Consider the following 16,746-nt stretch of genomic DNA (forward strand, 5'->3'; position numbering starts at 1 on the left):
ACATTTTTATCACTCCTCAGCAGATATGTCGTGAGTTTTACTGATGACTTGTTGCTCTTCAATGGTAATCGCACCTTGCCATCTTTTATGAGTGATAGATACAGCTAGCACATATCGATCCGGTTTGAAGCTTTCTTGGGGTAAAGTTTTCGGATACTCACTTTCGTATGAACGTTTCCACACTTTTTTATACTGATCATCGACATAATCGTATAAACCAATATCCATAACTGGCAATGCACAGTAAGGATTCAGCAAACCAAACTTATCAACCGCCCACTTATCTTTTGTTTCCCAACGGACGACTTCTTTCGCTTCGGCTTCACCTATCACCACCCAAGATTCCCAAACACCTTTGCTGGCAGATTTGATGACAACTTTATATAGCCCTTTGGACAGGCGTTGACTCAAAGAGAAAAAGTTACGGTGTATTGTTTTATCAGATTCGTTTACGATCGTATATTCCGTTTCATCGGAAACTGGCGTCGCTGGCCACTTAATTAGATCAATACTTTCGATGTCTACTTGAGTGACCGCATCAACAACCGCTCTTTCAACTCTCCTACCCGGACTCTCAATGGATTGTCGTCGAACGATAACTTCATCTAACCACTCAGCGAGTGGCTCTGAACTGAGACTCTTACCACAATCTTTTTCGAGCGCTTTTAGGAGTAGTTGATTTAAGTGGTTATCCATATACGCATTATTGTTGCTTTGCCAAACTTGAATCATCGCAGAAAAACTCTGCTCAAGATTGTCATCTAACAGCATTTGGTGCGCCTGGATCAAAGGAGAGGATCCTTCAAACCAGTTTTCCGCGGTAGCCGCGGAAACTGGTGTCACAAGCAATAATGTCGTGAGTAGATTTTTGTACATTAAGATTTCATCTTATAACCAACACCACGAAGCGTTTCGATATCGACTCCAGGCAACTTCTGGCGCAACTGAAGTACATGAGTATCTACTGTTCGTGTTGTTGGGAAGTGATTATAGCCCCATACATGATCAAGCAATTCATCGCGGGTGAATACTCGGCCAAGGTTGCTCGCCAGGAACAACAAAAGATCAAACTCTGTTCTTGTTAGCGTCACTGGCTCGCCATTGTAAAAAACATCGCGCGTGCTTTTATCAATAACAAGGTGTTCTGTCGTAACACGGTTCGAATCCGAACCATCATCACTATCGGACTTTCTCAGTTGAGCTCTAACACGAGCAAATAACTCAGCTTCTGCAAACGGTTTTGTCAGATAGTCGTTTGCACCTGCATCAAGCCCGGAAACTTTGTCTTTGATCGTAACAAGAGCAGTCAGTAAGATAACTGGCACCTGCTTAATTTCCTTCCAGGTAGGAAGGTGATCAACTGAATCACCATCAGGTAGCTGTCGATCGAGAATTACTAGATCCGCTTTTTCCCATAGTGGTGCAACTTCAGCAATTGTTTCTGCGTGAAAGCATTCGTAACCCGCTTGTTCCAGGCTAACCAGTAAGCCATCAGCCAAGTTTTTGTCATCTTCAACGAGTAGCAATGTCTGTTTCACAAGGTATCTCCAAGGTAAATGTTGTCGGTGGCCCACTAAGAGACATTCTGCCCCCCATACGAGACACCATAGATTCTACAATAGTTAATCCTAGCCCTAACCCAGCTTTACTAACAAATGGCTTTTTGAGCGTTTTCCAATCTTTGCGAGTTAAAGTGCCCTGATCGATGATATTGAAACTAATTCGACTGGGCTTTACATCAACCTTTAACTCTACTGGCGCTTTACCATACTTCACTGCGTTATTGACCAGGTTATCTATACAAGTGCCCAACCAATAGACATTAACTTTAGCTGCAATATCTTGCTTTATCGTTAGTGTCGGTGGGTTGGAATGTTCTTCAAAGCGATACTCTAGCCACTCCTGTATAGAAGGAATCCATTCAGTTGCTAAAGGTTGCTTGTCTGATTGCAAATAATCCTTACTTGCCTCCGCCAGTTGACGAAGTCGTCGTGTGTCCTCACATAAGCGTCGAAACTCTTCATAAACAGTTTCAGGAAGGTTTTCGAACTCTCTTCGAAAACCTTCTACCGTTAAAGATAGACTCGCTATTGGCGTTCTTAGTTCATGAGTCAGTATCTGAAGCACGAGCATGCGGCTCTTCAACTCGCGGCGTTTCATCTCCCAGCGGTAAATCGACCAAGCGATAATCAGCGCAATGTTTGCAATGACAAGTGCGATCATGGCCTTCATAAGAAGGTTCGATTTATCCTGAACCTCGATACAAAGGTTACCACGTTGTACAAAACAGTTGCTGTTTTCGTCAATTAGCCACAAGGAAATCTCGGCTTTCTCTATGTTCTTTTTCCAGATCTTCCTGTCATAAAGAAGATATTTATTACCATCACGAAGCCAAAGCTCATCACCATTAATAAACATCTTCTCACCGGCAATTAGTGCGGACAGTGAGCTGAAAGTCATATTCTGCAATTTTCCGAGCAAAGTATCTTCCTCTGCCTCTGGGCGCTCTTGAATGTGCATATAACTTTGCAGAGATTCGAAACTATCGGGATACTTTTTTGAGTATCGAGCAGCATACGTACCACCACCAGGGTGAATCAGACCGGTTCTCGCAAACCATTTTTTAGATAGCGGTGTACCTTTGCATAGTGCACGAATAAAAACTAGAGGTTCAGTAACCTTTGGGCTTAAAGGAAGTTTGCCCGAACAGTTTTGGGACAAACTATACAGCTGCTGAATATCTTTGAGAGGATACTTCCCGGTTTGTGGAAGCATAAACTCAGGTGATATGAGCTTAGTTGGAAAGTCGGTTTGTAATACACGAATATCATACTGTTTTTTAGGTTCAACCTTTTCAAACAGATCGACGAATGTATTTATTCGTTCTGGTAATGTATCTGCCTGAACTGTAAATGGCAGTAAACATATGATTAATAATAATCGTGATGTCTTCAATTTGATTTCCGACGCGTTAGATATGCCATTTAATATAGCGTAAAAAACAAGAAAATCATATATTGTTCAGTAGGATAAAGCTTTAATTAGTCATACTTTTCAGTTAGATGTAAATAAAATTAAGGCCCGCATATGCGGGCCTTATACGTTACTTCATACGCATTAAATATGCTGAGAGATCGATAGGCACGACTCTTTAGCATCACCAAATAGCATCTGAGTATTTTCTTTAAAGAATAGAGGGTTTTGAACACCCGCGTAACCAGTATTCATTGAACGCTTGAATACAATTACGTTTTTCGCGTTCCAAACTTCTAGTACAGGCATACCCGCAATAGGGCTGTTTGGATCATCTTGCGCAGCTGGGTTAACTGTATCGTTTGCACCAATTACAAGTACGGTATCTGTCTCTGTGAAATCATCGTTGATTTCATCCATTTCCAGAACGATATCGTAAGGTACTTTCGCTTCAGCAAGAAGAACGTTCATGTGACCCGGTAACCTTCCTGCTACAGGGTGGATACCAAATCGAACTTCAATGCCCATATTACGAAGCTTTTCAGTGATCTCATACACTGGGTACTGAGCTTGAGCTACTGCCATGCCGTATCCAGGAGTGATGATGACAGACTTAGAGTCTTTCAGCATCTCAGCTACTTCTTCTGCGCTTGCTTCTCTGTGCTCACCATATTCAGTATCGCTGCTCACTGCCACTTCCTGACCGAAGCCACCAGCAATTACAGAAATAAATGAACGGTTCATCGCCTTACACATAATGTAAGAAAGGATGGCACCAGAAGAACCTACAAGTGCACCTGTTACGATAAGTAGATCGTTTGCCAGCATGAAACCTGCTGCTGCTGCTGCCCAACCTGAGTATGAGTTAAGCATAGAAACCACAACAGGCATGTCCGCACCACCAATAGATGCAACAAGGTGATATCCGAATGCAAATGCGATAAGTGTCATCACGATAATCGCGAAGTAACTACCGTCTACTTTAACGAAGTAGATCATTAGCAATGTAGAAACAACAACCGCTAGTAGATTCCACTTGTGTTTATGTGGAATCGAAAGTGGTGAAGAAGAGATCACGCCGCGTAGCTTACCGAAAGCAACAATCGAACCGGTAAAGGTTACAGCACCAATGAATACGCCAAGGAAAACTTCTACAAGGTGAATCACATGTTCGGCATGAATTTCAGACGGAACTAGTGATACTGGTGGAGGTGGAGCAATAAAGCTGTTGTAACCAACCAATACCGCAGCCAGACCTACGAAACTGTGAAGAATCGCAACCAGCTCTGGCATTTCAGTCATTTCTACTTTCTTCGCGTAGTAGATACCGATACTACCACCGATCACCATAGCAAAAATCACCCAGACAAAGCCTTGGGCACTTGGTGAAAAGATCGTCGCGATCAATGCGATCGCCATACCAGCGATACCATAGTAGTTACCTGCGCGAGCAGACTCTTGCTTTGAAAGCCCCGCAAGGCTCATGATAAATAAGACAGCAGCAACTATGTATGCGGCTGTTACTAATCCTGCAGACATCCGTTACTCCTTAGTCTTTACGGAACATTTCAAGCATACGCTTCGTAACGGTGAAACCACCGAAGATGTTTATGCTCGCAATTAACACAGCGATAAACGCCAGAACAGATACAACACCATCACCTTGTCCTATCTGAAGTAGCGCACCAACGATAATGATGCCCGAAATCGCGTTAGTTACAGACATTAGCGGAGTGTGCAGTGCATGTGTCACGTTCCACACTACGTAGTAACCCACGATACATGCCAATACAAATACCGTGAAATGCGCAAGGAATGCAGAAGGAGCAACACTAGCGATCCATGCAAAAGCACCGATACCGGCAGCAATCATAGCGACTTTCTTAACTGGAGACGCAGGTTCTTCTTTTACTTCTTCAATCGGTGCTGCAGGCTCTGGTTGAGCTTGTGGCTGAGCGGATACCTGAATCGGTGGCGCAGGCCATGTTACTTCACCTTCTTTAACAACCGTCACACCACGAAGAACAACGTCTTCAAAATCAATGTCGATGTTGCCGTCTTTCTCTTTACAAAGAAGCTTCAGAAGGTTTACAAGGTTTGTTGCATAAAGCTGAGAAGACTGTGTAGGCAAGCGGCCAACCATGTCGGTGTAACCGATGATCTTCACACCGTTGTCCGTCGTGATAACTTTGTCAGCTACTGTGTATTCGCAGTTACCACCATTCGCCGCAGCAAGGTCAACAATTACGCTGCCCGCTTTCATGCTATCAACCATCTCTTTGGTGATCAGCTTCGGTGCAGGGCGTCCTGGAATAAGAGCAGTAGTAACGATGATATCAACATCTTTAGCCTGTGCAGCGTATAGCTCTTCGGCTTTTTTGTTGAACTCTTCAGACATTTCTTTCGCATAGCCGTCACCAGCGCCAGTGTCTTCCTCGAAATCTACTTCAAGGAACTCGGCCCCCATTGACTGCACCTGTTCTTTTACTTCAGGTCGAACATCGAAAGCGCGAACAACAGCACCAAGGCTACCCGCAGCACCGATTGCAGCTAAGCCAGCAACACCAGCACCAGCAACCAGCACTTTTGCAGGTGGAACTTTACCTGCCGCTGTAATTTGACCGGTAAAGAAGCGACCAAACTCATGAGCCGCTTCTACAACTGCACGGTAACCAGCGATGTTAGCCATCGAGCTCAGCGCATCCAATGCCTGTGCACGGGAAATACGAGGAACCGCATCCATCGCCATTACGTTAATGTTCTTAGAAGAGAGCTTTTCCATTAACTCAGGATTTTGCGCTGGCCATACAAAGCTCACCAGGCTAGCACCCTCTTTCATTGAGTCTATTTCATTATCTGAAGGTGCATTAACCTTCAAGATAAGGTCGGATTGCCATATCTCTTCTACAGAAGCGATTTTAGCTCCAACTTGTTCAAAAGCAGCATCGTCAAAACTGGCTAAAATACCAGCCCCCGATTCGATTACGACATCGAATCCCATTTTTAATAGCTGTTCAACCGACTTCGGTGTCGCAGCAACTCGTGTTTCACCCGCGAGTATCTCTCTAGGCACACCAATTTGCATAGTTATTCCCTACTATTGGCACAATGAATTTTGGATTTGATATTACTAGTGCACTTAACTCACAGATTTTTTCATTCGTTAAGTACAAATTTTAGTCATTTTGATGAAAAAGTACGTAATACATCTAAAATTTGTAAGTAATGAGCTAAGCATACCTATAATTTATATGTAAAAAAACCACATTTAGGATCGTGGCTATCAGGTCGAACCACCGCGTTGTAGCCAGATAGGATATGACTTTTTTACTAAAAAGAGCCAACAGCTTAAACGCTATTGGCTCCTATATATATGACGAACATCAATAAGTAGAAATTAAACCTTGGCTTTGCTTTTACTTATCAAACATATACAACATTTTCACTAAAAAATATTACCGTTCATTTGATCGATAAACATTTTGGCTTTCGACAACATTAGCTCATTAGCATCACTTTCAGATGTCACTACATCTGAACGGATAAAGTTATGAACCTTTAATTCACCGTCGATTTCTTTTGTAATTCGACCAGCAATACGATATTGACCCGACTCAGCTCTGGACTCCTGATAGATCAGGAAATCTTTATACTCTACAGGTTCGACTACTTTAGACTCAGATTTACCGCCCCCAAAAAGCTTTGAGAAAAATCCCACACTAAACTCCTGTTAATTAAATCTCTTATCTTACTTTGTCTTTAACGGAACGATCGGCTTCTCGAACCACTCCAGTTCCGGATCTTCCTCTTCAGAAAGATCTTTATAGATCACGTCGCTATCGTCATCTTCTCGTTTCTGTCTTCGATCATCTTTGATCATTGTTTCAGCAGCTTCAAGAGCAATTGATGCCTGGGCTCTTAACTGATTTAGTTTTTCTTCATGGACACTCGATAAGAAATCCACGTCATGACGAATATATACTGGACGGAGTTGGTTTAACGCAATGCAAGCGAGATCCGCTAATTGCTCACCATCGTATTTGTCGGTATATACAGGTTCGGCCAACTTTCTGCCGACCAGCGTTTCCATATAGTTATGCACTTCAACACTGATTTGCATGTCTCTACTCCATTAATCGATCAGATAGACAATTTGTAATATGTATACTCAACAATAAGCTTAACCCAATACCTACAAAGGTAAATCGGCTATCTAAGCTTAGCCCCGCCATTTATATTAATTCTGATAGTTTCCCCACACTTTTGATGTTTTTATTGTTCCATGAAGATATTATTGGCATTATGATCGTTTATTGAAAAGCTCAATTTCATTGACAATCAAAACCGCTCTGATAGAACCAGAGATAAAAGCAGCAGGCTGTAAACTCGCGATGTCACTCATTCGTCCCAATCTGATCAAATTTTTGTTACCACTATTTTTCGTATTGGTACTTCAATTCGTAATGCAGACCATATCAGGGACAATTGAAGCAAACATTTATCTAGCAACTAATCTTCCCTACCTTTTGTTTGTTATTTGCATCATGCTTTGCCAATTATTTAATCAAGGCCGGATTGGCATGGTAACCGTTGCCATGTGCATCACTTATTACGTGATACAAACAAGATTACAATCCCCTCTTTCCACTGGCACAACCAAACTAGAGTTTCTTTTACTCGCATTTATCTTTCCCGTAGCCTGTATTACTGCCAGCCTTTACAAAGAGTGCAAATTGCTGACGACTAAAGGGCTCTCTTATTTAGCCATTATTGGTATGCTGATCGGCTGGGGAGTCATCACGGTTATCCATGTTCAGGATGCAGGTTTAAGCGATTTCTGGGAAGCCGTGCTGTATAACATCCCTGAAATGTCGAAATTGCCTGTATTACTGTTTCTATACAGTTTCTTTGTGAGTTGTTGGTATGGCATACAAGTCCTCAATCACAACAAGTCTATCGATGTTGCCATTTATACTTGCCTGGTGCTTACGCTGCTGACTTTCGTTCTGTTCGATACCAACTACATTTCCACTACCCTGTTTTCTTTGTCTGGAATCATGCTTATTGTCACCGTTATCTCGACTAGTCATGAACTTGCTTATATTGACCAGTTAACAGAAATACCGGGTAGAAGAGCCTTAGAAACAGAGATGCGCCACCTTGGACGCAAATACACAATCGCAATGCTCGACGTTGACCATTTCAAGAAATTTAACGATACCTATGGCCATGATACTGGTGACGACGTTCTAAAATTGGTTGCGAGCAAGATGATGAAAACAAGGGGTAAGGCCAAAGTATATCGTTACGGTGGTGAAGAGTTTACTGTGTTGTTCAAAGGTAAGTATGTTGATAATGCGGAGCCATTTCTTGAAGAGCTTAGAGAAAGCATTGCCAACTACGAAATGACACTGCGTAACATGGATAACCGCCCTAAGGACAATAAGGTCGGCTCAAAACAACGTAAAAAACAAAATGCCAGCAATACCGTTAGCGTAACAATCAGCATTGGTATGGCTGACAGCTACGACACCAAAAATCCAGAGACTGTTCTCAAAGCCGCCGATGAAGCCCTCTATAGGGCCAAGCAATCTGGTCGAAATTGTGTTTCCGACTAGTTAAGTTCCTGTTAGTATTTGTTTAAATACAAAAACAGGACAACTAAATGATTCTAAAAATAATATCCGCTGTTATTGCTCTCGGCGTAGGTTTCATGGTGTATAAAAACAGTGCTCAACCGGACTATCTAGGCGTCGTAGATGGTAAATTTGCGCCAGTGCCTTCGTCACCAAACGCAGTTTCTACTCAATCAGATGATCCAGAAAAGCTGGTGGCACCTCTGTCTTTCGACGATATTACTCACGCTAAAAAATCTGTTTATAACGTCCTGACGACGATGGGTGGAAATGAAATCGTTACAGATGACGAGTTCTACATGCATGTGGTCTTTACCACGCCAACCATGAAGTATCGTGATGATCTGGAACTGTATTTCAATATTGATGAAAAACAGATTGAATATCGTTCACAATCGCGGGTCGGATACAGCGATCGAGGGTTAAACAGAGAACGCTACGACTCGTTTGTCAAACTCTATAAAGAGTCTAAGTAAACAACTGTTTCATGGTCAAAAAGGTACAGATCACATCCTTAAATATTTCATAATACTTTAACTGGCGAAGTCATAACCATTATTGTACGGTAAATCTGTTGATGTGCTTTTGCATCAATCAGTTATATGGATAGAGAACAGGTATGAGCGATAAAATCAATGGCACTGTAAAGTGGTTTAATCAGGACAAAGGGTTCGGCTTCATCACACCAGAAAATGGTGGTAAAGATGTATTCGTACACTTTTCAGCAATCAATGGAACAGGTCGTCGTAACCTCCAAGATGGTCAACAGGTATCATTTGTGGTGACGAACGGTCAGAAAGGCCCTCAAGCCGAAGACGTCAGTGCCATCTGATTAGCAAACCAGCTTTTCCAAAGCCGTTACTTTTATAGTGACGGCTTTTTAGTTTATTGACATTTAAAATATTCCTCTTAGCATGTGCTTTTTACCATTAAAGAGAATTTCCTATGTCCGAAGAGACAAAGATGTCTGAAGAGACAACAAACGAACCAGTACAAGTAGACCTGTCTTCGGTATCAGCCGAGCTGCGCAAAGTTATTGAGTATGATGATGTGCCTGAAGAGATGTACAACATGGTTGTTTCTATTCACGAAGTGTCTGAAGAAGCAGTACGGGAATCATGGAATGAACTTCCAGCAAGTGCGCAAAATATTTTAGATAATTTTGAACAGTTTCATGCGCTTATTTCTGTTAGCCAGGCGTTTGCTGGTGTTAACTTTATGGAAGACTACCAGAACATTGAGCTGCCACAGGATATGACTGAAGAACAACAAGAAGAGTACCGTGCTCAGCTGCTGGATAAAGTTTTACACAACTGCGTGAAAGATATGGTTAAACAGGTGAAAAAAGCCCGTCGTGACCCAATCCTGAAAAGAGAGTTTGTTGACGTTTTTGCTAAGTAATTAACGACGATACATTCGTAATAGATAAGCCGCAATGTACCAGATGGATTCATTGCGGCTTTCTCGTTTTATGGCTACGAATGCTCTACTCATGCACAGGCATTAGAGCCATATCCTTCTGCGTCACACTCACACCTTTTATCTGGAGATAGACATTCATGTCTGGCACCAGTTTGAGCTCATCCATTGCCCATTGCGTAATCGTAGCTTCCAGATGGCAATCTGAGCCGATATCCAGATTCAAAGCAATACTTTGATTACCGTGTTGATTCTTCACTTCCTGAATACTCGTGACTGTAGCTGGAATAACATTTCTTATTGATGTGTTTTCGGGCTTGGTCGTCGTCACAGAGACGTCATTTGAACGAACCTGCATTCTGATCTTGCTACCAATTTCTTCGTCTATCTTCTGAACCCACAAGCTCGCTTCTTTGCTTAGCCTAACCTGAGTCAGTGAGTATTTCTCATGATGAGAACAGATAGTGCCTTCCAGCAACGTGCTACGTTCGGAGAAAGATTGCCAGGGTTTCATCGCATCGGATCCCCAAATATCTTCAAGCGGTCCGTTAGCAACAACCCTTCCTTGATCAATAAGTAGAATATGATCGGCTAATCTTAAGATCTCATTGAGGCTGTGAGTGACATAAAGAATCGGTACTTTGATCTCTCTGGATAGCTTTTCCAGAAACGGCATTACTTCTTTCTTCCTTGGAAGATCCAGCGAGGCCAGTGGTTCATCCATAAGAAGAAGCTGAGGACTCGATAGCAACGCCCTAGCGATAGCAACCCTCTGTTTTTCTCCTCCAGATAAATCTGAAGGATAGCGTTCAAGCAGGTGCTCTAAATGAAGCAGTTCAACAATATGATTGAACGATATTTTATCTAACTCCCCCTTTACCCCGTAAAGAAGGTTTCCTTTCACTGAGTAATGAGGAAATAATCGAGCGTCCTGAAATACATAACCAATATTTCTTCTTTCTATCGGGATGTTAACTTTGTTGCTGCTGTCAAAGATCAGGTTGTCACCAACGACGATCTTTCCTGAGTCTGGATTTATCAAGCCACTTACGACATTGATTACTGATGTTTTGCCTGATCCCGAACGACCGAAGATCGCAGTGATCCCCTTAGAAGGAAGCTCAACATCGATGTCGAGTAACATCTCACCGAGAGCGTGCTTTATAGAAAGATCTATCATTTCGCCACGCTCCCGTTTAATTGACGTTGAGATTTGCGGTTGAGCAACTCGGACACAAACAAAGAGCTTAATGCAACAACAATAGAAATTGCACACAGCCGTGCTGCTTCGAACTCGGCACCTGGCGTTTCAATAAAACTAAACATTGCAAGCGGGATTGTTTGAGTTTCCCCAGGGATATTGGAAACAAAGGTAATGGTGGCACCAAACTCTCCCAAGCTCCGGGCAAACGCAAGCATGGTACCTGTCACGATACCCGGTAATGTCAGTGGCAAAGTGATGGTAAAAAATACTTTAATTGGAGAGGCCCCCAGGGTGCGAGCGGCATGTTCTAGCCGGGTATCGACACTTTCAAGGCTTAATCGTATCGCTCTAACCATCAGTGGAAGTGCCACAACAGAGGATGCTAAAGCGGCCCCTTTCCAGCTAAAACTGAAACTAATACCAAATACATCGTTCAAAAAACTACCAATTACTCCTTGTCTGCCCATAAGAATCAAAAGAAGATATCCGATGACAACAGGAGGAAGAACAAGAGGCAGATGGACAATGCTGTCTAATAAGCTTTTCCCAAAAAAGTTTTTCCTAGCCAGCAACCAGGCTAAACCGATTCCAATAGGGATAAGCCAAAGTACGGCGAAGAAAGCAACTTTCAGGCTTAGGATAAGCGCTTCAATTTCAAATTCTGTTAACATGAACTAAGCCCTGATTAGTTATTAACAGTTTGAGTATCAATGGATTGAAAGCCATATCGATTCAGAACACTATTCGCTTCATCACTAAACAGGAAGTCATAAAACTGTTCACTCTCATTTGAATCCGTTAACCGAGCAGCCGGATACATGATAGGAGCATGACTCTCTTCGGGCAACACCGCCAAACTAGTTACAGCGTCACTGTAAATTGCGTCGGTTTGGTAAACAATGCCAATATCAGTTTCTCCGCGTTCAACCAAAGCCAACGCAAACCTGACATTATTGGCGGCTGCTAACCGGGGCTTCATTTCATCCCAAACACCCAGAAACTCCATCGCCTGCTTTGCGTAAATGCCAGCAGGAACGGAATCCGTTTGTCCTACAGCCAAACGGCTATTTTTGGTCACTTCCATCCAGTTCTTCTTATCTTCTGGAGAGAACTCCGTGATTCCGCTTTTACTTCCGCTAACAATCACAAGGCGATTGCGAGCAATATCTCTTGAGTTCGTTGGCTTAACTACATTTTTCTCAATTAAGTAGTCCATCCACTTTTCATTAGCTGATATGTAGATATCTGCCGGAGCGCCCTTCTCTATCTGTCTTGCAAGAGAAGCAGAGCCACCAAACACGGTGATTACCTTAATTCCGGTTTTCTCTTTGAATTTTTCACCGATTTCTTTAATGGAGTTAGTCATAGAAGACGCTGCATAAACCTTTAAATTTTGTGCTGCTGACTGGGCAGAAAATAGAATAAGCAGGGGAATGAGCAAGCTACGAATCAATTTGTACATCCTGAACGTTAATTACTTGTTTTTATAGCAGGCAGCAACCATACATCAATTCACATAAGGTCGTTGTGCACTAAGCTAGATATTTATAAAAACAATACCTTCTTTCTGTCAGTAATACGACTTTTTTCTGGCTTGGATATTGCATAAGTACAATCAATATTTTAATGAACCTGATTTGGAGTTTCCATGCAAGGAAAAGCTCGTTCAATCGCTTTACTGGCATCTACATTGTTGGTGTCTGGAGCCGTCAGCGCAAACAATTTTCCATACAACGCCTTTGATGTAAACATAGGCGCTAGCCCTACATCATTTGGCCTAGCGTTTACTTCGCAGTTTACAGAAAATAGTCATTTCATCATCAAGGGCGACAGCCAATTCGAAAGTGATTGGGTTTTGGCTGGTGGTATAGGCTTTAATGGACCACTTACTCAGTTCGCTGATATCTACGGCCGTATGATGCTAAATAGCGTCAAAGAAGGTAGAGAGAACTTAGCTGATGAAGATTTTTTACCTGAATTTGCTATTGGCTCACGAGCTTGGATTTTACAAAACATAGAAGTATATGGCGACATCGGTCAATTAATTGACGGTGACAATACTCACACTTCATATAATGTTGGAGCTAGATTTCATTCGACACAGCAGCTCGTACTTGGTGCCGGACTGCGAAACAACGGTTTATACGGTGGTCAGTTCTTAATGAACGTGCGTTTCCAGTACTAAATTACTAGTTAAGGCCAGAAAGCAGAGTACGTTTACTCTGCTTTTTTACACTCCGAAGATATCCGTCAGAGTTTTGTCAATTTAAAACAAAGCTAAGCTTTTGCATCAACCAACCTAAATTTCACCCACTCTTTTGATCGCCATCTTACCGCCATTATCAAACCACGAAACCACTCATCCATAGCAACCGCTATCCACGCACCAACTACCCCATAGCCCAAGTTAAGTCCAAGCACATATGCCATAAATACCCCGATTCCCCACATACTCAAGATACCCATTTGTACGGGGAACTTTACATCGCCAGCTCCCTTTAAGGCAGAGATAAAGATTAGGTTAAACACCCGTCCTCCTTCCAGGAAAATAGACGCAAATATCAGTGTTCCCGTCAGAGCAACAATTTCTTGATCATCGGTGAACAGATTGAGGAACGGCTCACGTAGCAGGTAAATAACAATAGCAATGGTAAGGGACACGATAAAACCGGCCACAAAGTATTGTTGTACTTTCTGGTGAATAGATTCAATCCAACCTTTGCCAACAAAATAACCGGTTTGAATCTGTGCCGCTTGTCCTAGTGCGACGGAAAAAGCAAAAGAAAAGCGGGCGATATTCTGAGCATAAGTGAAAGCAGCCAAAGAGGCTGTGCCCATCTGGACGACAAAGTAGACAATGATGATCTGTGCGATATTGTAGAACAGTATTTCTCCAGCATTCATACTGCCTATTTTAAGGATCTTTCGATAGATCTCTTTACTCACTTTAAAAGCATTTTTGTACGGTAAATGAATGTTCGAACGAGTCAGTACTACCCACAATGCTATTGTCCCTAGCAACTGGCTAATTACGGTTGCTATAGCAACGCCTTGTACGCCATAAACAGGCAACCCGAAAGGCTGATATAACGCAATATAGTTACCCAAAACATTTATTACGCCACTCGCCAGATTGACCACCATTGGAGATCGGGAATACCCATGACTTCGAAGAATCGTTGAAAACACAATACCGAGGGTCACATTGAACGTCATCACACCCGCAATAATCAGGTAATCTTGAGCGTAGGTTTCTACCTGTAAATCTAGGCCATACAGAGGAACAAAGTAATAAGCACCGATGACCGCTATAAAGCTAAGAAAAACACCCACCAGCAAAGCAAGAAAAAGACTGGCAACACCCACATCGGTAGACTTCTTCTCCTCACCCGCACCATTGAACTGTGCGATAAGTATCGCTGTACCGCTACTTACCATAGAAGAAACGATCATCAGGAAGAAAGTAAGTTGCGTGATTACCCCAACGGCTGACACCGCTTTGTCTGAATAACTACTCAACATAAAAACATCACTGGTACCAAGCACCGTTCTCAACAGTACTTCTACCAAAATAGGCCAGCCAATCGCTAAGATTGACATACGTTGATCCATGCTTTTTACGTTTTTCATTTCTAGCCTATGTTTTTTGTTCGAATAGCCCCAATTCGAATGAAGAGCAAAAGAGAAGATACTCATCTTACGCCTATACAATCTGTCTGTTCTATCAACTTTTCGACACAAAACAGGAAAATTCCGACATGATGCTGGTGCCAAAGAACACTTCCCTGGCTTAACCCCATGCTATCTAATGCAAGCTATGCGGATAGATACGTTCGCAGATCTCAAGTACAATGCGCACCAATCAACTAACATATATAATCAGCGTTTATACTCCGTTTATAAATGTCGACATTAAGTAAGGCCTATTTTAATGGTTAACAACTCGATCCAATGGTTTCCTGGTCTACTGAATTGAAATCCAGTAACGTCTAATTAAGTGCATTTTATTCTTTATAAACATACACATAAACAAAAAACCCTATTTGATAACGTCCTAAGTCGTTTCACTAAATCCATAATTTTTTGTACCCCATTTTGTACCCCATAAATTTAACTGCTGTATAATAGAGGAACAACCATCAAGGAGTTCCCATGCCTAAGCCAACAATAAGATTGACCGACCGACAGATCAAAAACACTCCTGTTAAAGATAAAGAATATGTCCTTGCTGATGGAAATGGATTGAACATTCGTATCAGACCAAATGGTACTAAATCTTGGCAATTCCGATACTGCGACCCCATGACTGGCAAAGTTAAGAAAATTTCTCTTGGCTCATACCCTAAACTAACCCTCGCTAATGCGAGAAAAATCGCACAAGAATACCGCAACCAAGTAGCAAATGGAGTAGATCCAAAGCAACAATTAAAAGAAATAAAGCAAGAAGCAAAAAGAAGAGAATCCAGCATCTTCCTTTCTGTTGCTAAGCAATGGTTCGATAGAAAAAAGAAAACCATCAGTGCAGCTCATGCGGAGCGGACATGGCGTACACTAGAAAAATATGCCCTACCTAAGCTTGGGAATGTCCCAATTGAGGAAATTACTCGCAGAGATACGATCTTAATTCTTCGACCTTTAGAAGTAGATCAAAAGCTCTCAACTATTAAACGTATTTGTCAGTCACTAAATCAGATTATGGAATATGGTGTCGATAGCGGAGTTATCAACGCAAATCCACTAACTCGAATGATCAATGCGTTTGAAAGACATGATGTCAAACATATGGCTACAATACGCCCCGAATTGCTTGAGACATTTCTTTCTAGATTAGAAAGTAACAATAAAATTCAAGATAAAACTAAGTGTTTATTACTATGGCAACTGCACACTATAGCAAGACCCAAGGAAGCAGCTAGAACACGTTGGAAAGACATTGATTTAGTATCTAAATGTTGGACTATTCCTGCAGCTGAGATGAAACGCAGAAAAAAACATAGGATTCCTCTAACAAAGGAATGTATTGAAATTCTAAATAAAATGAAGCCACAAAGTGAAGGAAGAGAATTTGTTTTTCCGGGAGAGCGAGATCCAAATGATCATGTAAGTGTCTTTACCGCGAATGCTGCGCTTAAGCGCAGCTTAGGCTTTCAAGGCAAGCTTGTTGCTCATGGACTACGAGCAATTGCTTCAACCGCACTACACGAAGAAGGGTTCGATACCCTTCATATTGAAGCATGCTTATCTCATTCAGACCAAAATGAAACACGTGCAAGTTACAACCGCTCAGACTTCTTTGAACAAAGAAAACAAATTATGCAGTGGTGGAGCACATATATTGATACTGCGAGTAAAAGAGATTGAGGGTGTAACCTACACCGTACTCAAGCACACTATCTAGATTGCGACAAACATATGTACACAAACATATGTACACAAACATTTGTACTAGCTCAGACCTGATCTGACAGTTACCCACTTTTCGGCTCGGCGCCTGTCAGATCCTATCTGGGCTAG

17 protein-coding genes are annotated in these 16,746 nt (G+C 42.1%); 6 read left to right on the plus strand and 11 right to left on the minus strand.

What is annotated here, in order from left to right:
- Positions 1–9 precede the first annotated feature (9 nt).
- From SNR28_RS04745 to SNR28_RS04775, 7 genes are all read right to left on the minus strand, one after another.
- The gene (locus tag SNR28_RS04745) at positions 10–876 is read right to left on the minus strand and encodes a DUF2861 family protein (RefSeq protein ID WP_375749877.1); all 867 of its coding nucleotides are present in this window, start codon (positions 874–876) and stop codon (positions 10–12) included.
- Positions 876–1,538, minus strand: coding sequence for a response regulator transcription factor VxrB (vxrB, locus tag SNR28_RS04750; protein ID WP_375749878.1), 663 nt, complete (start codon positions 1,536–1,538; stop codon positions 876–878). Before vxrB ends, SNR28_RS04745 begins: the two co-directional genes overlap by 1 nt.
- Positions 1,513–2,961 carry a sensor histidine kinase VxrA gene (vxrA, locus tag SNR28_RS04755; protein ID WP_375749900.1) on the minus strand — a complete coding sequence of 483 codons (1,449 nt, stop codon included), beginning with the start codon at positions 2,959–2,961 and terminating at the stop codon, positions 1,513–1,515. The genes vxrB and vxrA overlap by 26 nt, the downstream gene beginning before the upstream one ends.
- Positions 2,962–3,117: 156 nt before the next feature.
- A complete protein-coding gene (gene pntB, locus SNR28_RS04760) occupies positions 3,118–4,512 on the minus strand; it encodes a Re/Si-specific NAD(P)(+) transhydrogenase subunit beta (protein WP_375749879.1) in 1,395 nt (464 codons plus the stop codon).
- A 10-nt stretch (positions 4,513–4,522) separates the two neighbouring features.
- Positions 4,523–6,058: a Re/Si-specific NAD(P)(+) transhydrogenase subunit alpha gene (gene pntA / locus SNR28_RS04765; protein ID WP_375749880.1), complete on the minus strand. Its 1,536-nt coding sequence runs from the start codon at positions 6,056–6,058 to the stop codon at positions 4,523–4,525.
- 360 nt (positions 6,059–6,418) lie between these two features.
- A complete protein-coding gene (locus SNR28_RS04770) occupies positions 6,419–6,691 on the minus strand; it encodes an HlyU family transcriptional regulator (protein ID WP_375749881.1) in 273 nt (90 codons plus the stop codon).
- 30 nt (positions 6,692–6,721) lie between these two features.
- Positions 6,722–7,093 carry a late competence development ComFB family protein gene (locus SNR28_RS04775; RefSeq protein ID WP_375749882.1) on the minus strand — a complete coding sequence of 124 codons (372 nt, stop codon included), beginning with the start codon at positions 7,091–7,093 and terminating at the stop codon, positions 6,722–6,724.
- Between the two features lie 193 nt (positions 7,094–7,286).
- On the opposite strand from SNR28_RS04775, the gene SNR28_RS04780 reads away from it, so the two are divergent.
- The 4 genes from SNR28_RS04780 (at position 7,287) to SNR28_RS04795 (ending at position 10,010) form a co-directional block, all read left to right on the plus strand.
- A complete protein-coding gene (locus SNR28_RS04780) occupies positions 7,287–8,591 on the plus strand; it encodes a GGDEF domain-containing protein (RefSeq protein ID WP_375749883.1) in 1,305 nt (434 codons plus the stop codon).
- 47 nt (positions 8,592–8,638) lie between these two features.
- Entirely contained in the window at positions 8,639–9,085 is a 447-nt protein-coding gene (locus tag SNR28_RS04785; protein ID WP_375749884.1) for a DUF1499 domain-containing protein, read from the plus strand.
- Between the two features lie 143 nt (positions 9,086–9,228).
- A complete protein-coding gene (locus SNR28_RS04790; protein WP_277822437.1) occupies positions 9,229–9,441 on the plus strand; it encodes a cold-shock protein in 213 nt (70 codons plus the stop codon).
- 131 nt (positions 9,442–9,572) lie between these two features.
- Positions 9,573–10,010 (plus strand): DUF3069 domain-containing protein, encoded by a 438-nt coding sequence (locus tag SNR28_RS04795; RefSeq protein WP_375749901.1) that lies wholly within the window; start codon positions 9,573–9,575, stop codon positions 10,008–10,010.
- A gap of 85 nt (positions 10,011–10,095) precedes the next feature.
- On the opposite strand, the gene modC is transcribed toward SNR28_RS04795, so the two are convergent.
- From modC to modA, 3 genes are read right to left on the minus strand one after another with little or no spacing between them, the layout of a single operon-like run.
- Complete coding sequence (gene modC, locus SNR28_RS04800; protein WP_375749885.1) at positions 10,096–11,208, minus strand: molybdenum ABC transporter ATP-binding protein ModC; 1,113 nt, start codon at positions 11,206–11,208, stop codon at positions 10,096–10,098.
- Positions 11,205–11,903, minus strand: a complete 699-nt coding sequence (gene modB, locus SNR28_RS04805) for a molybdate ABC transporter permease subunit (RefSeq protein WP_375749886.1) — start codon at positions 11,901–11,903, stop codon at positions 11,205–11,207. Before modB ends, modC begins: the two co-directional genes overlap by 4 nt.
- 14 nt (positions 11,904–11,917) lie before the next feature.
- Positions 11,918–12,694, minus strand: a complete 777-nt coding sequence (gene modA / locus SNR28_RS04810) for a molybdate ABC transporter substrate-binding protein (protein ID WP_375749887.1) — start codon at positions 12,692–12,694, stop codon at positions 11,918–11,920.
- A 186-nt stretch (positions 12,695–12,880) separates the two neighbouring features.
- Here modA and SNR28_RS04815 point away from each other — a divergent pair, with 186 nt between their 5' ends.
- Positions 12,881–13,417 (plus strand): hypothetical protein, encoded by a 537-nt coding sequence (locus SNR28_RS04815; RefSeq protein WP_375749888.1) that lies wholly within the window; start codon positions 12,881–12,883, stop codon positions 13,415–13,417.
- Between the two features lie 92 nt (positions 13,418–13,509).
- On the opposite strand, the gene SNR28_RS04820 is transcribed toward SNR28_RS04815, so the two are convergent.
- A complete protein-coding gene (locus SNR28_RS04820) occupies positions 13,510–14,862 on the minus strand; it encodes an MATE family efflux transporter (RefSeq protein ID WP_375749889.1) in 1,353 nt (450 codons plus the stop codon).
- Between the two features lie 522 nt (positions 14,863–15,384).
- On the opposite strand from SNR28_RS04820, the gene SNR28_RS04825 reads away from it, so the two are divergent.
- Positions 15,385–16,593, plus strand: a complete 1,209-nt coding sequence (locus SNR28_RS04825; RefSeq protein ID WP_375749890.1) for an integrase arm-type DNA-binding domain-containing protein — start codon at positions 15,385–15,387, stop codon at positions 16,591–16,593.
- Positions 16,594–16,746 lie beyond the last annotated feature (153 nt).

Source organism: Vibrio iocasae (assembly GCF_042245395.1).
GTDB classification, from domain to species: Bacteria; Pseudomonadota; Gammaproteobacteria; order Enterobacterales; family Vibrionaceae; genus Vibrio; species Vibrio iocasae.